We start from the raw sequence: 19,157 nt of genomic DNA, 5'->3' as shown, positions 1-19,157 counted from the left end.
TATCGCATATTTTCAAATAGGTCTTTCTTATTTTCAGGAGCATAAGTTTCGGGCTTTGTTTTTACACTTATCTAAGCTAGTTGTCCTCTGCCCAGGGATCATAGGATCCAAAATTCCATACATGACCCTCCCTGTCCCTACAACTGTAGCCGCGTCCGCCATAGTCCTCATCCCGGATATCCATAACTATTTCAGCCCCCTCTGCTACGGCATTTTTATAGTGCAGGTCAATTTCTTCTACTACAATGTAAGGTGCCTGGGTATTCAGTCCATTGAGGTCCTCAGGGGTACCGAACATTTTACCGTATTCATCATCGTTTACAGATCCCAACATTATCATCGCATTTCCAAAACTCAATTGAGCATGAACAATGGTGTCGTTTTCCCCTGGTAATACGAAATGTTTTTTAAATCCGAAAGCTTTACATAACCATTCCATAGCTTCCAAGGCCTTTTTGTAACGCATTGTTGGAATAATAACAGATCCTACTTGTTCCATTTTATTTCAATTTATTTATTTTTTTCATTGTAAAAACTTCGGTTTTCACTACATCACCTTTACGCAATTTTAAAAGAATCTCCATCTCGTTTTCTGACTTACGTTTGAAAATCAAACCTTTTAATTCAATTATTTTCCCATTGTACCGGACCATTTCAAAAGTGACGAAATCTTCTTTAGTCTCCCAACCAATCAAATCAGGTCTAAAGTGTTTCAATCGTATACCTGTTTCATCCAATAACAAGAACTCATAAAATGTTATATTTCCCATTGAATCAAGATGGCGGTACATGCCCATCATGGTTCCATCCGGAGAAGGCAAGGACCAGCTTTCTTCCGAGGTACCGCCAAATCCATTTCCAGACCAGTTTCCTGCTAACCAGGCATATTCTGGCACATTACTTTTGTCCCCTATTCCTTGTGAGGAGGCTTGGCTAAGAAATAGAAATATAGAAATAATGATTTGCAGCAGTACCATTGCTTTAAAATTTTGCATGTTTCTGTATTGTTTAGTTTTTCTGATGTTCTGCAAATGTCAATAAGTATTGATTATTATCAACAATCGAGAATTCTACTGCACCATAGAAAGTTTCTTCAAGTTCTTTGTAAACTTTTACCTCATCTTTAATTTTTTCATAGAAACCTTGTATGTTATTTATTTTAATATACAAGAGCAGCGAGCTTCCTTTTTCTTTTCTTATTATAGGCAGCTGGTCCCCCAAACTTTCGAAAGTTTGAAACATGACTGTAACCTTTCCACATGTCATCAAAACAAATTCAGGTTTTTCCGTATTCGGGTTTTTCATCTGGATTTGGAAACCCATTTTTTCGTAGCATGATATGGTTTCTTGGATGTCATTGACAAAAATGTTGGGGGCTATGCTTTCCATATTGCACGAGGTTGATTTCAATTCACTGTTTTGTGAAAAACCTGAGAAGGTTACAAAATACTGGTGAAATTATATGGGTAAGTTTATTATTTATGTTCATTATTAGCCAAAAACCTTTGATGTGAACTCAATAAATTTAACTGCACCATTAACGATCAGGTATGGCATTACGCCTTGATATCCTTCTGGAATTTTATTATCTATTTTTTAAGTTTAACAATTAGAACAAAAATATTCTAACCGACTTTCAAAAAATTGGAAAAATCCGACATTATTGATTACGCCATTTTGTTACGTCAGAATTGCCGGAAAAATAATCTTTGGGAAGATGCCCGGAAAATTCTTTGAAATCATGGACAAAGTGTGACTGGTCATAATATCCGGCATCAAGGGCAATTACTGTTAGCGATTTTTCAACATCTTGGTATTTGGAAAGAACAGATTGGAAGCGAACTATTCTCGAAAATAATTTGGGAGTAAACCCTGAAAACTTAAGAAACTGCCGTTCAAACTGCCTTTCGGAAATGAAACAATCTTTTGCCAGTTGCCTGACTTTAGTCCGTCCCCTGTTTTCTATGATGGCATTGATACAACTGAAGACAGGTAATTGCTCTTTATGATAATGGGAAAGTTTAGTTTCAATGAAATCTTCGATAATTTTTTTCCTCCGGAAGTTGTCGGAAGCAGTAGCTATTTTTTCTTCTAATTCATCGCCTTCAGCTTTCAAAAGAATATTTAGGTGAGGCATGTAATTGCTGATTTCCTTTGTTGGGATTCCAAAGAGAAGCGGAATTGCCTGAGGGTAAAGACTGACTCCAAAAATACCAAACCCTTGGCTTATTTGAAATTTTCGTGTTATTCGTGTCTGTCCATGAATACCCGCCGTAAATGACTTTTCCTTTTTGCCACTGTCATGAAGTTCATCAAACTGTCCTCTAAAATGAAATAAAAGCTCGGGACAAACGTCTGCCATCGAATAATGCGTATACGGTTGGTCACTCTCAAGAGTCCAAAATGACTTTACAAAGGTTGTGAGTTGTCTAGAAGGTTTAAATGTTTGGAATTTCATGATTTTTTCAGCTTGCCTACAACTTGTCCATATGGATGTAAAATGCATTGATATGTCCCAAAATAGGAATAAAACCGATGATTGAAGTCCTTTTTATATTAAATATCAAAATCATCGAAGAGGTAAAGGAATCAAATTAATAAGAGTTCAGGTTAAATGGCTATGAAACCGCCTTCGTTGCAAGCCATTTTGGAAAATAACATAAATACCGATTTGTGCTAAAATGTGTTTTCACATTATCGAGCAGAGGAAGAGGGATTTTTTACCAATATCCCACACTATCCGCACCTGACAATAAAACTCAAATTGCGGTGCAATTTCTATCTTTTGTTTTTGTCCGCTTATGAAAATCCTTTCAACGCTACCAAAAACAAAAGCTCGATTTAACGAAAATCGAGCTTTGCCCTAAGCGGAGGAAGAGGGATTCGAACCCCCGGAGGTGTGACCCTCAACAGTTTTCAAGACTGCCGCATTCGACCACTCTGCCATTCCTCCAAAATCGATTTGAGCTTTTTCCGGCCCCAACCTGATTTAAACTAGTTATCTTTTTTCCAGCCTCTGCCAAAGTTTTGGTTTTAATCCACAAGGCAGGCCTGTCCGCCAAAGCTTTTGCGTAGGCGGGTGCAAATATAAAAACCTTTTTTCGTTCTTTAAAGGTTTGTTCCTTTATTATTTAAATCCCTATCCAGATTTTGACCTGTCATATAATCAGCCCGCACAATCAGAAAATCCAGAATTTTAGGCAACCAAAACAGGCTAGGTGTATCTCTAATTCAACTCATGCCCAAATCCGTCAAAAGCGGTTCATTTTTGTATCTTTAAATTTCCTGGGCATCCGAATTTTAATCAATAACCTAGAAATCGTGGAATTAATAGGCCACAAAGAAACGACCATTGCCGTACTGCCTTTTCGATTTTTGGGAGATATCCAAGACATGAGCCCCATTATTAATGGGCTCACCGAAGATCTTATTATCAATTTTTCGAAATTCATAGGTCTTTCGGTGATTTCCCAATATTCCACACAACTTATAGCAGATGCCACTGATATAGGGGCCATATCGCGTTTAGGGGCGGATTATATCATTACCGGTACTTTTAGGCCTTTGGGCGATGAATTCCGAATTGGTGTACAACTGATCAGAACACGGGATAATAAAGTGATTTTTGCTGGAAACCATGATGAGACCTTGGAGTCAATTTTAAGTACCCAGGATGCCATAACCCAACAAATGGTAAGTGTACTGCAACGACAGATAGACCATGACCTGCTTTCCTACTCGTACAAGAAATCTTCCGTCGATTTGGCCGCGTATGAAAATTGGCTTTTGGGAAAACATCTCCTGAAAAAAGGTACCGTTGAAAGCGATGATGCCGCCCGCAAGCACTTTGAGGCTGCGTTGCGCATAGACCCAGGTTTTGCCAGGGCCTACTCCGGAATTTCCTTATCCTATTTTAATGAATGGAGCTGCCAACTCTGGGATCGTTGGGAAGTAAGTCAGAAAGGAGCGCATGAATTTGCACTAAAGGCCATAGAACTGGATGAGAACGATTACATTTCACTTACCGTCCTAGGAAGGACTTATTTGTATTTGGGGGATTATGACAAATCCGAACTTTTTCTAAGGAAATCCCTTAGAATGAACCCCAACGATGCCGATAATCTGATCCAAATTGCTTTTTATTTGGTCTACTTGGGCCATACCAATGAGGGTGAACAATTATACCTTAGGGCCAAGACCTTGAATCCACTACATCCGGAGATATATTTCCCCTATGGCTCTTTTATTTATTTTGAATTGGGCGATTTTAAAAAGTCCGTAGCCTTAGGCGAAAAAGTAAAGGACGCTTCAGTTTGGACCGATTTTTCGGCCTATATGGCAGCCGCATATTATCACCTTGGCGAATGGGATAAAATGCACCACTATTGGCAAAAATATCTGGTGCTCTTTATCAAAAATATCAATAGTGGAAAACAGGCCACGGACAAGGAGGCCCTGGACTGGCAAATAACGGTTAATCCATATAAGGGAAAGTCTCATTTGGAACCGTTCTGGAGGTTTATGGACAAAAACACTTCCATTCCACGAGAGTCCCGATCCCCGGAACAAATTACTACTGGAAGTTTTGTACATAACGGAGAGCTGTGGAATCTTGAATATGCAAACCAGTCCATTATTCTTAAGGATGCCAAGGGACTTCACGATATCGCAAAGCTATTACAAGAGCCTGAAAGACAAATCCATTGCACCGAATTAATGGGTACCCTTTTGGATAGTACGGGTAGTACTACATTGGATAAGAAATCAATTGAGGCATATAAAGAAAGAATCCTCGAGCTACAATCGCAGATGGGAGAAGCGGAAGATGTCGGGAACAATGAGTCGTATATTGAAATCCGCGAGGAATATGAATCTCTATTGGCCCATTTTTCCAAAGCCATGGGTACAGGGGGAAAGGCACGAAAAATAGGATCTTCCCTAGAAAAGGCTAGGTCCGCCGTTACTTGGCGGATTCGCAGTACCATTAAAAAAATTGAAAAAGCCAATCCACAACTGGGGAAACATCTCTCAAATTCCATAAAGACAGGAACATTTTGTAGCTACGTCCCGGAATCTGCCCATAGTTGGTCCATTTAAGCCACTTACACTCAAAACTTACATTGTAAGGTAAAAACTTTTGCCTTATACCATGTAACCCTATTAAAAACAAACAAATGGAAACTATTTTAAAAAACATGCCCACCCCATGGGAAATCCTTATTGATCCCATTTCACTTATTGTGTTGGGTATGTACGGTGCATTAATGCTTTGGGAAGCTATTTTTCCGGCCAGAAAACTACCTCACATGAAGTATTGGAAGCTTAGGGGCCTAACCTCTTTTGCCATATTCTTCTACTTGTCCTCATACCTGCCTTTGATTTGGGACGCCTACTTGATCGAATACCAAGTTTTTGACCTGACCGCCCTTGGCACGGTTTGGGGCGCCTTCGTAGGTGTAATGATCTATGAATTTGGGCTTTATGTTTGGCATAGAGGTATGCACAAGAATTCCTTACTTTGGAAAATATTTCATCAAATGCACCACAGCGCAGAGCGAATGGATAGTTATGGCGCATTTTATTTTAGCCCAATGGATATGATCGGGTTTACCTTTTTGGGCAGTCTCTGCCTAGTGGTAATAGCCGGTTTTACCCCTGAGGCAACGACTTTGTTTATCTTGATTACTACTTTCTTGGGTATTTTTCAACATAGCAATATAAAGACCCCCACCTGGTTGGGGTATATTGTGCAAAGACCGGAAGCACATACCGTGCACCATGCCAAAGGGATACATGCTTATAACTATTCGGATATCCCCCTATTCGATATGCTCTTTGGCACCTTTAAAAATCCAAAGGACTATTCACATGAGACCGGGTTCTATCACGGTGCATCGGCAAAAGTTTGGGATATGGTACGATTTAAGGATGTCAATAAAACCCGTTAGACAACCTATGGGGCTGCTAGCAAGTAAAAAAATCCAGTTGCAAATAGCGCTTTGCATCTGGATTTTAACTTCTTCTTGTACTAAGGATAGCGCTATGACAACTCCAGAAATACCGGAACCTGGAGAGGATATTGTATTTCTTCCATTGGTAATCCATGTGGTCCATTCCGGCGAACCGCTAGGCACGGGTCCCAACCTTTCCTTGGAACGTATTGTTAGACAGATAGAAATACTTAACGAAGATTTCAGAAGAAAGGAAGGATCCAGGGGTCACAACAACGATCCAGACGGGGGAGATACAAAAATTGAATTTGTTTTGGCCAAACAGACCCCGGAAGGTAAACCTACAAACGGTGTAAATAGAATCGATACCACGCAAATCAAAACTCGCGAATTAGGATACAATCAAACCCATTATGCACAATACGCCTATTGGAACCCAAGCCAATATATCAACATTTGGACTACCCCATTACCCGAATCCACGGAATGTATGGTTTTAGGGAATGCCACAGGGCCAAAGACCGACCTTCCGGGAACTGAACATTTAGCGTTGCCCGGCCCTAACGATGCCGAGGGCATCTTGGTCAATTGGATTCATTTTGGGGAGTCTAATATCGATTGCCATGCCAGATATGGACGTACCTTGACCCATGAAATGGGTCACTACCTGGGACTATTGCACACCTGGGGCGCCAAGGATTGTGCTTTGAACGACTATTGTGATGATACCCCGGCAGTGGATCGGGAAGTCTTTGGTCGTGAAGCATTCAAAGGTTGTAATGGGGAAACCGTAATGATAGGAAACTATATGAACTATACGCACGATGACGTAATGAATATATTTACCCATGATCAAATTGCAAGAATGCACTATGTCCTTAAGAATCATACTGGTCGTAACGCCCTAACTCGGAGCATTGCACTAAAGAATCCATAAGAAAAGAAAAATACGTAATCATGTCCTATTCAAAATCGAATCATCAACAGAACAAACTATGGTAAATCATTTTCAGCTCAATGATACGATGTTCGAAATTAGTTTTGAAAAAGGGGAGCTACCTCCTACCCTTTTTACCCATGAGGCACATCTAAGGTTGGCGTGGATGTACATAAAAAAATATGGGGAGAAAGAAGCGGCAGAGAAAATCGGTTGTGAAATAGAACAATTTGACAAGTTGCATGGTGGTGGCGATACCTTTCATAAAACGATTACCATTGCCTCGATAAAAGTAGTTGGTCATTTTATAGGTAAATCAGAATCAAGGGATTTCAAATCTTTTATTCAGGAATTCCCCAAGCTAAAAACGGCATTCAAAGAACTTTTAAATCGCCATTACAGCATCAAAATTTTGACATCCCAAAAAGCCAAAGCCCAATTTTTGCAACCGGACCTTCTCCCCTTCCCATAAATGAACCCCTAAAAGGATTTTGTATAAATTGCATCCCATGCAGCATCCTTTGGTGAGCATATTGATTCCATTTAAAAACACGGCCTGCTTTCTTTCCGAATGCCTAGATTCAATTTTGAAGCAGCACTATACACAATGGGAGGTTTTGGCCGTAGACGACCATTCTACGGATGACAGTCGGCAAGTAGTAAATGCATATGTACAAAAGGATTCGCGGTTCAAGGTCCTTCAGAACAAGGGCAAAGGTATCATTGAAGCCTTGCGAACGGCCTATACCGAAAGTCATGGCGCATTGATAACCCGAATGGATTCCGATGATGTTATGTGCCCTAATAAACTTCAGGTATTTGTACAATCTCTGGTCAATAGCGGAAAAGGACACCTGGCGGTCGGACAGGTACGCTATTTTTCAGATAGAGGTATCAGCGATGGTTACGAACGTTATGAAAAATGGCTTAATGGCCTTACCTTAAAAGGCAGCAATTACTCCGAAATCTATAAGGAATGTGTAATACCCTCTCCCTGTTGGATGGTGTATCGCGAAGATTTGGATGCCTGTGGCGCCTTTGAACCGAACCGATATCCGGAGGATTATGATCTTACCTTCCGGTTTTATGAAAAAGGGCTGAAGTGTATTCCCTGTAATCAGGTTTTGCATTATTGGCGTGATTACGATAGCCGGACTTCCCGAACCAGTGAGCATTATGCCCAAAATTACTTTCTGGAAATCAAATTGCACTATTTTATAAAACTAGAGTATGATGCCGATCGCCCGTTGACCATATGGGGCGCAGGCCATAAAGGCAAGGAAATTGCCAAAGGTCTTTTAGGGCGAAAAGTCAATTTTTCTTGGCTTTGTGACAATCCCAAGAAAATAGGGAAAACGATCTACGGGCAGAAAATGTTACGTTATACGGCATTACAACATTTAAAAAACCCCCAAAGTATTGTTACGGTTGCCAATGAAGAAGCACAAAAAATGATCAGGGACTATTTTTTGGGTTTAGGTCAAAAAAGTGGGTCCGATTACTTCTTCTTCTGTTAGGAATTCCCTCAATCGAAAGAACGCATACGATTCTCCTAGTGGAGCAGTTTCATCATAGAAATACAGATTTAAATAAAACTTAAACTTTGATTTTTAAACCTTGGATTCATTATATTTGCCAAATCAAATTAAGGAATGCAGTTTAAGTTTCCAGAACTCCTTTGGGCCCTATTTTTACTACTGATTCCAATTTTCATCCACCTTCTTCAGCTACGCAGGTTTAAAAAAACACCTTTTACCAATGTAAAACTTTTGCGCCGGGTAGTAGCCAAATCCCGTAAAAGTAGGACGCTGAAAAAATGGTTGTTGCTCCTTACCCGACTATTGCTTTTCATTGCTTTGATTTTGGCCTTTGCACAACCCTTTTTCGCAAAAAAGACCGCATTCCTAAAAAAGGAAATCGTCATTTATTTGGACGATTCCTTTAGTATGCAGGCCAAAAAGGATGGAAATTCCCTATTGAACAATGCCGTACAAGAATTGATTAAATCGATCCCGGAAGAGTATAGCATTACACTTTTTACCAATGAAAAGGTCTTTGAGAACGCAACAATATCTGCCATCCAAAATGATTTATTGACCAGTACCTATTCGCCAAAACAGCTTCAGTTGGATGAAATTTTCCTAAAGGCCGGGGCTTTTTTCCAACCCGGTGGGGAAACCGTCCAGAACACCATTCTTATTTCGGATTTTCAACAAAGAATGGCATCGTCCAGTCTAGATTCCCTCGGCAATACCACAACATCCTGGATACAAACGTTGCCGGACAATGTAAAGAATGTATCCTTGGATTCGATATATGTGGCAAATGAGGGTTCCGAGAATCTGGAGCTAGTGGCAACACTTACCGCGGATAAGGAAACCAAGGATATTCCCGTTTCCTTCTTTAACAAAGGTGAGCTTGTGGCAAAAACAGCTGCGCTATTCGATGACAATGGCCAGGCCACAGTAAACTTTACCATAGGCAACAATGAGATTATAGAAGGAAAGTTGGAAATTGTGGATTCCGGTCTTATCTATGACAACCAGCTCTTCTTCAACATCGATAAAAAAGAAAAAATAAAAGTTCTGGCCATTGGTCCCGGGGACAGCCAGTTTTTGGAACGTATTTATACGGATGATGAGTTTGCTTTTACATCCGCTACTTTGAGGACCTTGGATTATAGTATTTTGGAAGCACAAAATTTGATCGTCCTCAATGAAATAACAGAAATCCCGTCTGCACTATCCACAGGTTTACGAGCGTTTACCGATAACGGCGGATGGTTGACCGTAATCCCGGCCCCTGACATGGACTTGGATTCCTACAACCTGTTGTCCATGGGTTACTTCTCTACCAATTATGGCCAGAAAATCAATTTGCCCCGGAACATTACCACAATTTCTTTTTCCCATCCATTATACCGAAATGTATTTGAAAAGGATGCCACCAATTTTCAATACCCAAAAGTAAGTTCATTCTATAAAATTAATACGTTAGGTCCACACATTCTGAGCTTTGAGGACAATACGCCATTTTTATTTGGCAGAGGCGGCGCTTTCTTCTTCGCCGCATCCATCGCTTCCGAAAACTCCAACTTTAGGAATTCTCCCCTAATTGTGCCCACACTCTATAATATGGGAAATAACAGCTTAAAACTGGCTGAACTCTATATGCGCATGGACGAGCAGATACAGGTAGATATCCCCTTGGTCCTACAAAAAGATGAAATCTTAAAAGTTTCCAAGAGCAACTACGAGTTTATACCCCTACAAAGATCATCCGCCAACAAAGTCTCCATATTGTTTCAAGAAAACCCCAAAACAGACGGAATCTATCGAATCCATAAAAATGGTGAGACTATAAAGCATATTAGTTTTAACTATGGAAGGGTGGAAAGTGAACTGAATTATCTAGATTTGAAAGCCTTCGGCAAAAGTTCCGATACCTATTCCGTACGTTCTTTTTTCGATACAATGGAAAAAGACAACAGCGTAACAGAGCTTTGGAAATGGTTTGTTATTTTAGCAATGCTATTTTTATTGGTTGAAGTACTCATCCAAAAATACTTTCCATGAACATACTTTTAAAGTCCGTCAAAATACTGGATCCCAACAATGTAGGTCTTCATTCAAAAAAGAGGGATATCCTTATAAAAAATGGCAAAATTGAAAAAATAGCGGTTAGAATAGATGCTGGGAAAGGAGCTACGGTCATAAATAAAAAAAACCTGCATGTTTCCCCCGGTTGGTTTGATGGTGGGGTGAATTTTGGGGAGCCCGGATTTGAGGAAAGGGAAACCATAGACCATGGGCTTTCCGTTGCCGCGAAAAGCGGTTTTACCGACGTGGTCTTACATACGGGTACCAACCCTGTTCCCGATAGTAGTTCCGATATTGTATTCTTAAAAAATGCCGGTAAGGGAAGGGCCACTAATTTACATCCATTAGGGTCTTTGACCGCAAAAAGCGAAGGACGAAACTTGGCCGAGCTCTACGATATGAAAAATGCCGGTGCCAAAGGGTTTTATGATTTTAAGAAGCCTTTGATCAATGGTAATCTTCTTAAGATCGCACTCCAGTATGTTCAGGGTTTTGACGGATTGGTTTATTCTTTTCCGCTGGACCTTGAAATTGCGGGAAAAGGAGTTGTAAACGAGGGTGAGATATCCACTAAATTGGGGCTTAAGGGAATTCCTTCCCTTGCCGAGGAACTTCAGATCGTTCGAGATCTTTTTATATTGGAATACACAGGGGGAAAATTACATATCCCGACCATATCCACCGCCAATGCCGTAAAACTCATATCAGATGCAAAAAGAAAGGGCTTGAATGTGAGTTGCAGTACTGCCATTCACAATCTTTGGTATACCGATGCTACATTGGGGGATTTTGATTCCAACTATAAGACCATCCCGCCACTTCGAACTTCTAAAGATGTTAAAGCGCTTGTCAAAGGGGTCAAGGACGGCATCATAGATTTTGTTATCACCGATCATATGCCAACAAACATAGAGCTGAAAAAAGTGGAATTTGATCATGCCGCTTATGGTACCATTGGTCTGGAAAGTGCTTTTGGAGCCTTAAACACCCTTTTTGGGGCCGAGGTCACGGTTGATATATTGACCCGTGGACGGAAGCATTATGCCTTGGAAAGTCATGAAATAAAAGAAGGGGCAATAGCTTCCATCTCTTTGTTCGATCCGGACGAAACTTACGTTTTTGGCAAGGAACATATCTATTCTACTTCCAAAAACAGTATTTTTTTGAACAGGGAATTAAAGGGCAAGGTATACGGAATTATCAACAATGGCCAATTGATTTTTTGATTACCTTTAATCGACTAAATCACCAACCTTAATTTTCAAAAAATGGGTCAGCAAACAAAAGAAGATGGAAGGACAATAGCCATAATTGCCTACATCACCATAATCGGATTGATTATCGCCTTTATTATGAACAATTCCAAAAATCATCCCTTTGCCAAGTTTCATATCGGGCAATCATTTCGAATTGCGGTTTTGGGAATTGCCAACTCTGCCCTCGGTGCTATATTACCTTCTTCATTGTCCATTGTGTCCACTATTATCGGATTGGGCGTATTGGTCCTTTGGATACTTGGACTCATCAACGCCATTAATTTAAAGGAGGAGCCCGTTCCCATTATTGGTAAAATAGGATAGCCCAATTTCTTTTCCTTGAATTGAATGTATCATTGAATCTTACTTATTACCACGAACATATTAAGAGGTGAAAGAAAAGAATGAAGGAAAGACCACGGCCATCGTGGCCTATTTGACCATGGTAGGTGCCTTGATCGCCATAACCATGAATATAGAACCCAAGAATAGCTTTGCAAGGTTTCATACAAGGCAAGCATTTGGTCTCCATTTGTGCTTTTTGGGTTTTGCCCTTTTCCTAAGTGTTTGGTTCAACCCTTATGCTTGGTATGGGCTCTATATCTCCTATCTTGCGCTCTGGTTTTACGGATTTTTGGGCGCCTTAAAAGGAGAGGAAAAAACGATACCGATCTTTGGTCTTTATTTTCAAAAATGGTTTACTTTTATTCCCTAGATGACTACCGCCCCCTTATCACTGGAACATCTCATTAGGCCCTCTTCTGTAACGGAGGGTAAGCCGCCAGTACTTTTTATGTTCCATGGCTATGGAAGCAACGAAGAAGATTTGTTTTCCTTTGCATCGGAACTTCCCCAAGAGTTCTGTGTTATCTCTGCCAGGGCTCCGTATACCCTACAACCTTTTGGTTTTGCCTGGTATGCCATTAATTTTGATGCCGAACAGGGTAAATGGAGCGATGACGACCAAGCTAGGGCTTCTCGTGAAAAAATCCTGTATTTCATTGAGGAAGCCTGTAAAACGTATCGTCTGGATACGGACAACGTAAGTTTATTGGGATTTAGTCAAGGTACCATCCTCAGTTATGCGGTAGCCCTATCCTATCCGGAACGAATAAAAAATGTGGTTGCACTCAGCGGATATATCAACGAAAGGATTTTGGCCGAGGCCTATGAAGAAAAGAAATTCGACCATTTGAAAATCTATGCCTCCCATGGGCAGGTGGATCAGGTAATTCCGCCGGAATGGGCCCAAAAAGTGCCTGATTTTTTAAAAAAACTTGGGGTGGAACATGTTTACGAGGAATTTCCGGTGGGGCACGGGGTGTCTCCCCAGAATTTTCATTCATTCCGGAAATGGGTGAATGATAAAATCTAAAAGGTGCTTGAGTATAGCAAGTGATTGGACAGCGTAAAGTCTACACCCAGATCATCCTTTAGTTCATATTCCAGTATTATTTCTCCCCAATGTTTCCCATCTGTAAACTCGGCCAAAATCCAACGGTGGTTCAAGACATTGATTTTGTTTATTTTAAAATCACCCTCCATTCCTTCATAGGGTATTAGTGGGTTATCGCCTTTTCTTTCATTGGTTTCCAATAATTTATCCGCAATATAGCGTTCAGGGTTTTCAAGATTTAAATGGTCATAGTACTCCAAGGCGTAATCGTTGTTCTCCAAAGAGAAATGCTGTACATCCAAAACTTTAATATTCAATTTTTGAACGGAATCTTGGAGCCGGGCCATTCCTGCATTTAGCCTTTCAATTTGGGCGTCCTTTGTTTTCTGCATATTTCCGCTGCTTACAAAAAGATATAGACCGATCAAAGCTGTAAAAACAAACAAATAGAGAAAGATTTTATTTTTCATCTTTGGAATTAAAGGTTTATGACCAGATTGTCATAGGCCAAAAGTACACCTTTTGGCAATTTTTTTTCCACATCTTCATGAAAACCCAATAAATGGCTAATATGGGTAAGGTAGGTTCTTGGGGCACCTACCTCTTCCGAAAAGGCGATTGCTTCCCTGAGGTTAAAATGGGAATGATGGGGTTCTTCCCTAAGGGCGTTGACCACTAAAACTTGGGAACCCTTTATTTTTTCCAGTTCTTCCTTTGCAATTGTCTTAACATCCGTTAAGTAGGTAAAATCATTTATACGATACCCCAATACGGGCAATCGATTGTGCTGGGCCTCAATGGGCATTACCCTAGTATCCCCAATTTTAAAGGGCTTATCCTTTTCAACAAGATTTACTTCGACGGCCGGAGCTCCGGGGTACCTATTGGCATCGGCAAAAATATAATCAAATCGTTGCCGCAAGGAAGAAATGACACGTTCATGGGCATAAATAGGGATATCTCCCTGTCGAAAGAAAAAAGGCCGTATATCATCTATTCCGGCCGTATGGTCAGCGTGCTCATGGGTAAAAAGAATACCGTCCAACCTGGAAACCTCATGGGCAAGCATCTGTTGCCTAAAATCAGGGCCGCAGTCTATGACAAAATTATAACCGTTCCAAGACAAAAGTACAGAGACACGCAATCTTTTGTCCTTGTAATCCTTACTGAGACACACAGGATGGTTACTCCCGATTACCGGGATTCCCTGTGATGTTCCCGTACCCAAAAATGTGATTCTCAACCCTTGGTCTATTTATTTCAAATTTATAACTTATTTATTTATTAGATTACCCATTCTTTTTAACTTTGTTTATAGCAAACCGCATGAAATGGCTTCAGTTCTAAAAAGGGACACCGCATTTGAAAATATTCCTTCCATAAAGGCAAAGACCCTAAGAATTAATTTGAATCCGGATATTTACGGAACCTTTGCCGAAATAGGTGCTGGCCAGGAGACGGCACGTCATTTCTTTCGATCCGGTGGTGCCTCGGGTACCATTGCTAAGGCAATGAGTGCTTATGACAAGGATTTTAGCGATGCCATTTATGGGGTTGAGGAAGATGGCAGGTATGTTACCCAAGCCAGACTCAAAAGGATGCTCTCGCATGAAATGCGGCTTATGGAAGAACGGATCAGTCGTGACACACATCCGGAACGTTTGTTTTTTTCATATGCCAACACCGTAGCAACGATAGATTTTTCAAAACGCTACAAAGGCCATGGCTGGGTGGGAATTCGATTTCAATTGGATGCACATCAAAAGGAATTTGACGAAATAATCCTGCATATACGATTTAAACAAAATGAGGCACGCTTACAACAAGAGACCTTAGGTATTGTTGGTGTGAACCTTATCTATGGTGCATTCTATAAGTATCACAAACCAAGGAAACTTCTAAAATACTTGTATGACCACATAGATAAGGATACCATTGAAATTGATATGGTAAACTTTTCGGGTCCCAATTTCAAGGATGTAGACAATAGATTGATGAGTTTGCAGCTCATTCGCAATGATATGACCGATGCCGTCATGTTCGGTCCGGATGGCAACAACCTTCTTCCCGCTACCATCCTTTACAAAAAGAACATTTTGGCATTGAGGGGAAGTTTTAGGCCCGTTACCAAGGTGAATATGGATATGTTCGAGAAATCTTATGATATTTTCGTCAGAGATCCGGCCGTGGATATTGATAAGGCCATTGTCATATTCGAGATTACACTTTCCAACCTTAAGGCGTCCGGGGAGATAGATGAACAGGATTTTATGGATCGGGCGGAATTACTTTGTTCCTTGGGACATACGGTAATGATATCCAAATTTCAGGAATATTATCGTTTGGTGGAGTATTTAAATAACTACACCAAGGAACATATCGGCTTAACGATGGGTGTAAATAACCTGGTGGATATTTTTGATGAAAAGTATTATAGGCATCTAAGCGGTGGTATTCTGGAAGCTTTTGGAAAGCTATTCTTTAAGGAACTACAGGTATATCTGTATCCTATGAAGAATGCGGAGACCGGCCAAATCATGACTAGCAACAACATTAAGGTACACCCCCGAATGAAAGAATTGTACAAATTCTTTAAGTACAATGGAAAAGTTATGGATATTATTGATTATGACCCGGAAATCATGCATATCTTCTCAAGGGACGTCCTTAAAAAGCTAATCAACAACGAAGATGGTTGGGAGGACATGCTTCCGGAAGGAATCGCCGAGACCATTAAGGAGAAAAATTTGTTTACCCGAAAAATGGTAATTCAAAAGGAAGAGGCCAAAACGTAACTCCAAAGCCATTTATATTACAAACCCTTTTCAGAAAAGGAATACGAATCTTTTTCTTTCTCCCAATCTTATGTCCATAAAGGGAACATAGGCGATTTTTTATACTGATAATGACTCATACCCGCTAGGATATGATCTAGCATTTTAATGGTTTGAACAATGTGGGGTCCTTTGTTGAGCATTACACATTCTGCCCTTTGGGACATGGCCGCGTCGGTAATTTCCGGTCTTGAGGGAATGCCTTTTTTTGCAAGATTCTCCAAAACCTGTGTGGCCCATATAACTGGGATATGGGAGGCCATACATAAGGAGAGGATTTCTTCCTGGATCATGGCCATATTTTCCCAACCACATTCCACGGCCAAATCGCCCCGTGCAATCATTACCCCAATAGGATAAACCTGCATAGCCGTCAAAAGTATTTCGGTGAGATTGTCGAAACCCGATTTGGTCTCTATTTTTAGAATTATACCCAATTGGTCTCCCTCAGGTAATTTACCAAGTTCCTCAATAAGTTCCTGAACGTCATCTTTTCGGTTTACAAAGGACAGATTTACCACATCGGCATGTTTGGCAATAAACGGGAGGTTATTTTTATCGATTTCAGTAAGCCCGCTGATCTTAAGATCGGTATCCGGAAAGTTTATGCCTTTATCCTCTCGCAAAATACTACCGGTTGTCTTGGCATAGGTAATTAAAATATCCATTGTTGATAATGAAAGACCGATTATTTCCCCTGTTATCTTACCATCATCAAATAAAACCCGCTCCCCTATCCTTACATGTTCAAAAACCGCATCCGAAGTACATGAAACCCTGGCCTTTTTGGTACTTTCCAATTTTTGCTCCCTGTTCCCTTTCTTCTCCAGTATAACGGTGTCCCCGCGCTTGAGTGCCAGAAAGCGGTCCGATGATGAGCGAACCTCCTTTATGGTTGCAGCATACATCTTAGCCTCCTTGTAAACTGAGACTTCCATACCTCTTTTTAGATAACAGGTCTTATGGGCATATACCTCCACCCCATTCTCAAAAATGGCACGGACAATAAATTTTCGATGCTTCCCTCTAGCATCAAAAAATTTGATAGTATCCCCGGTTTCAAGACGTTCTATCCAATCCTGGGGTAGTTGCAAACAATTTTGTGTGCTTTTGGGAACCGTCAAGAAATCCGATACCAAGGAAATCCGTAAAGGGCTTGAAACCTTGCCATTCCTGTCCTTTGAGGGTTTGTATTTCACTATATCGGATCCATTGTAAATAGTTCCTGTCCTAATTTTTGGACCTCCCAAATCCATACAAACCTTACTGGACTTCGAAGAATTTCGACTGGCAAGTCTTATGTTTTTGATAATCTTTTCCCAAACTTCAGGTACGTCGTGGGCACAGTTCACCCGGGCCATGTCCATTCCTGATTGTACCATTTCCTGGACCAAATCCATATTTTGAGCAGTTTCCGTAGGTTGGGTCACCATGATACGTACCGGTCTTTTCTTGGGTTTTTCCCCTAGGAGGGCGTCAGTATTCAAAGGCAACAACCCATTACCCTGTTCAATGCTGAGAAACGCATCTTTGACCGTAATTTTCCTAGGCTCCAAAAAGCTCTTTAGAACACTTTTGGTAACATTGAGGCTTGCCAATAAGTGGGCCTCTGATTTACCAAGCCTGGACAAACCCAATTGGGATAGTCCGTTTTGCAAATCCTTAATGTCAAACCTACGAAATGCCCTGTAATGCAAAAGATTAATAGCGCTCTTTTCAAATTTGGGGTGTACTTTGGAAAGCTGATCGGCATACTTTTTTTCCAATTGCTTTGTAGCCTCTATAATGCGTTCTAAAAGCGTAATCATTTCCGGTATTCCTTCCTTGTTCATCATTGGCAAACCAACTTGCTGAGGGTAAAAACTTATAATGGGAAAAGTAAAGGAAAAACCTAAACCAGAAAACTAAATAACATGTTTTTTTGGTTAATATTTCCGAGGTCTGAGCTTTGTGGTGCGGGCCATAAAAAAGCCCTTTTTAAGGGCTTTTCTGTTTGTGAAGATTAGCCGTCCAGCAGCTGGGCGGCATGATCCTTGGTCCTTACCTTGTCAATGACCCTGGAAACACTTCCTTCTTCGTTGATTACAAAAGTTTTACGATGTATACCATCAAACTCGCGCCCCATAAACTTTTTAGGACCCCAAACACCAAAGGTATTGATTACGGTATGATCCTCATCCGCTAACAAAGGGAAAGGGAAATCAAATTTTTTCTTGAAATTGGATTGTTTCTTTTGTGAATCCTCACTTACCCCCAAAAGCTCATAGCCTTGTGCCTGCAATTCCGCATAGTTATCCCGTAAATTACAGGCCTCGGCGGTGCAGCCCGGTGTATTGGCCCTTGGGTAGAAAAAAACAATCAATTTTTTTCCTTTGTAATCGGATAAATTAATAGTATTGCCATCTTGATCTTTAGCGTTGAATGCGGGTACCTTATCCCCTACTTGTAATGTGTTCATCGAAATAATTATGTATTTATGTTTAAATATTTTTAAACAAAGTTAAACAAAAAATGACGAAAACGGAAAAAGTAAATTTTGCCATAAACACACTGAACCGACTATATCCAACAATACCTGTTCCCTTGGAGCACAAAGATCCCTATACCTTATTGATTGCGGTTTTGTTGTCCGCTCAAAGTACGGATGTCCGGGTAAATCAAATTACCCCTTTGTTGTTCGAAAGGGCTGATAACCCTTATGACATGGTAAAATTAACCGTGGAGGAAATCCGCGGGGTTATAAAGCCCGTAGGGCTTTCACCCATGAAATCCAAGGGAATCCATGGACTCTCCAAAATTCTAATCGAAAAATATCGAGGACAGGTTCCAAGAGATATTGCGCTTTTGGAAGAACTTCCTTCAGTAGGGCATAAAACGGCAAGTGTAGTGGTATCCCAGGCTTTTGGAATACCTGCTTTTCCGGTAGACACACACATTCACAGACTTATGTATCGATGGGGGTTTTCCAATGGAAAAAATGTAGTGCAAACAGAAAAGGACGCTAAGAGGTTATTTCCCAAGGAATTGTGGAACAATTTGCACTTGCAGATAATTTGGTATGGTCGTGACTACTCCCCTGCTCGGGGTTGGGACCTAGAAAAAGACGTCATTACCAGAACAGTTGGACGAAAAAAGGTTTTGGACGAATACTATAAAACCAAAAAAGCCCGCAAATAGCAGGCCT

The 19,157-nt window shown here is 40.6% G+C and carries 20 protein-coding genes and 1 tRNA gene; 12 read left to right on the top strand and 9 right to left on the bottom strand.

Going from position 1 to position 19,157, the window contains the following annotated elements:
- Positions 1-76: 76 nt before the first annotated feature.
- The 5 genes from Q0993_RS20145 to Q0993_RS20125 all read right to left on the bottom strand — a co-directional run bounded on the left by Q0993_RS20145 (position 77) and on the right by Q0993_RS20125 (position 2,953).
- Positions 77-499 (bottom strand): VOC family protein, encoded by a 423-nt coding sequence (locus Q0993_RS20145; protein ID WP_299536706.1) that lies wholly within the window; start codon positions 497-499, stop codon positions 77-79.
- Position 500: 1 nt separating this feature from the next.
- Positions 501-995 carry a DUF6265 family protein gene (locus Q0993_RS20140; protein WP_299536704.1) on the bottom strand — a complete coding sequence of 165 codons (495 nt, stop codon included), beginning with the start codon at positions 993-995 and terminating at the stop codon, positions 501-503.
- A 13-nt stretch (positions 996-1,008) separates the two neighbouring features.
- Positions 1,009-1,389, bottom strand: coding sequence for a VOC family protein (locus tag Q0993_RS20135; protein WP_299536702.1), 381 nt, complete (start codon positions 1,387-1,389; stop codon positions 1,009-1,011).
- Positions 1,390-1,660: 271 nt separating this feature from the next.
- Positions 1,661-2,458 (bottom strand): helix-turn-helix domain-containing protein, encoded by a 798-nt coding sequence (locus Q0993_RS20130; RefSeq protein ID WP_299536700.1) that lies wholly within the window; start codon positions 2,456-2,458, stop codon positions 1,661-1,663.
- 410 nt (positions 2,459-2,868) lie between these two features.
- Positions 2,869-2,953: transfer RNA gene (locus Q0993_RS20125), tRNA-Ser, on the bottom strand.
- A gap of 368 nt (positions 2,954-3,321) precedes the next feature.
- Between Q0993_RS20125 and Q0993_RS20120 the strand changes: the two genes are divergently transcribed.
- The 10 genes from Q0993_RS20120 (at position 3,322) to Q0993_RS20075 (ending at position 13,118) form a co-directional block, all read left to right on the top strand.
- Positions 3,322-5,097, top strand: coding sequence for a hypothetical protein (locus tag Q0993_RS20120; RefSeq protein ID WP_299536697.1), 1,776 nt, complete (start codon positions 3,322-3,324; stop codon positions 5,095-5,097).
- 77 nt (positions 5,098-5,174) lie between these two features.
- Entirely contained in the window at positions 5,175-5,948 is a 774-nt protein-coding gene (locus Q0993_RS20115; RefSeq protein ID WP_299536695.1) for a sterol desaturase family protein, read from the top strand.
- Between the two features lie 94 nt (positions 5,949-6,042).
- Positions 6,043-6,888 (top strand): M43 family zinc metalloprotease, encoded by an 846-nt coding sequence (locus Q0993_RS20110; protein WP_299536692.1) that lies wholly within the window; start codon positions 6,043-6,045, stop codon positions 6,886-6,888.
- Between the two features lie 58 nt (positions 6,889-6,946).
- Entirely contained in the window at positions 6,947-7,360 is a 414-nt protein-coding gene (locus Q0993_RS20105; RefSeq protein WP_299536690.1) for a hypothetical protein, read from the top strand.
- A gap of 37 nt (positions 7,361-7,397) precedes the next feature.
- The gene (locus Q0993_RS20100; protein WP_299536687.1) at positions 7,398-8,405 is read left to right on the top strand and encodes a glycosyltransferase family 2 protein; all 1,008 of its coding nucleotides are present in this window, start codon (positions 7,398-7,400) and stop codon (positions 8,403-8,405) included.
- A gap of 135 nt (positions 8,406-8,540) precedes the next feature.
- Entirely contained in the window at positions 8,541-10,463 is a 1,923-nt protein-coding gene (locus tag Q0993_RS20095; protein WP_299536685.1) for a BatA domain-containing protein, read from the top strand.
- Positions 10,460-11,713 carry a dihydroorotase family protein gene (locus Q0993_RS20090; RefSeq protein WP_299536683.1) on the top strand — a complete coding sequence of 418 codons (1,254 nt, stop codon included), beginning with the start codon at positions 10,460-10,462 and terminating at the stop codon, positions 11,711-11,713. The genes Q0993_RS20095 and Q0993_RS20090 overlap by 4 nt, the downstream gene beginning before the upstream one ends.
- Positions 11,714-11,755: 42 nt before the next feature.
- Entirely contained in the window at positions 11,756-12,067 is a 312-nt protein-coding gene (locus Q0993_RS20085; protein ID WP_299536681.1) for a hypothetical protein, read from the top strand.
- Between the two features lie 67 nt (positions 12,068-12,134).
- Positions 12,135-12,458, top strand: a complete 324-nt coding sequence (locus Q0993_RS20080) for a hypothetical protein (RefSeq protein WP_299536679.1) — start codon at positions 12,135-12,137, stop codon at positions 12,456-12,458.
- On the top strand, positions 12,459-13,118 hold the full coding sequence (locus Q0993_RS20075) for an alpha/beta hydrolase-fold protein (RefSeq protein ID WP_299536677.1): 660 nt from the start codon (positions 12,459-12,461) through the stop codon (positions 13,116-13,118).
- On the opposite strand, the gene Q0993_RS20070 is transcribed toward Q0993_RS20075, so the two are convergent.
- Together Q0993_RS20070 and Q0993_RS20065 are read right to left on the bottom strand one after the other, a co-directional pair.
- Positions 13,115-13,609 (bottom strand): hydrolase, encoded by a 495-nt coding sequence (locus Q0993_RS20070; protein ID WP_299536673.1) that lies wholly within the window; start codon positions 13,607-13,609, stop codon positions 13,115-13,117. The two genes, Q0993_RS20075 and Q0993_RS20070, sit on opposite strands and share 4 nt — an antisense overlap.
- Positions 13,610-13,617: 8 nt before the next feature.
- Positions 13,618-14,382, bottom strand: a complete 765-nt coding sequence (locus Q0993_RS20065) for an MBL fold metallo-hydrolase (RefSeq protein WP_299536671.1) — start codon at positions 14,380-14,382, stop codon at positions 13,618-13,620.
- Positions 14,383-14,470: 88 nt separating this feature from the next.
- Here Q0993_RS20065 and Q0993_RS20060 point away from each other — a divergent pair, with 88 nt between their 5' ends.
- Positions 14,471-15,934: a TonB-dependent receptor gene (locus Q0993_RS20060; RefSeq protein WP_299536669.1), complete on the top strand. Its 1,464-nt coding sequence runs from the start codon at positions 14,471-14,473 to the stop codon at positions 15,932-15,934.
- A 68-nt stretch (positions 15,935-16,002) separates the two neighbouring features.
- On the opposite strand, the gene Q0993_RS20055 is transcribed toward Q0993_RS20060, so the two are convergent.
- Complete coding sequence (locus tag Q0993_RS20055; RefSeq protein WP_299536666.1) at positions 16,003-17,808, bottom strand: pyruvate kinase; 1,806 nt, start codon at positions 17,806-17,808, stop codon at positions 16,003-16,005.
- Between the two features lie 167 nt (positions 17,809-17,975).
- Positions 17,976-18,431, bottom strand: a complete 456-nt coding sequence (gene bcp, locus Q0993_RS20050; RefSeq protein ID WP_299536664.1) for a thioredoxin-dependent thiol peroxidase — start codon at positions 18,429-18,431, stop codon at positions 17,976-17,978.
- 53 nt (positions 18,432-18,484) lie between these two features.
- Between bcp and nth the strand changes: the two genes are divergently transcribed.
- Positions 18,485-19,150, top strand: a complete 666-nt coding sequence (nth, locus tag Q0993_RS20045) for an endonuclease III (protein WP_299536662.1) — start codon at positions 18,485-18,487, stop codon at positions 19,148-19,150.
- Positions 19,151-19,157 lie beyond the last annotated feature (7 nt).

The sequence above is a fragment of the Ulvibacterium sp. genome (assembly GCF_028285715.1).
Lineage (GTDB): Bacteria > Bacteroidota > Bacteroidia > Flavobacteriales > Flavobacteriaceae > Ulvibacterium.
The sequence above is the reverse complement of the archived record's forward strand: the minus strand, read 5'-3'. Positions and strand labels throughout refer to the sequence as shown.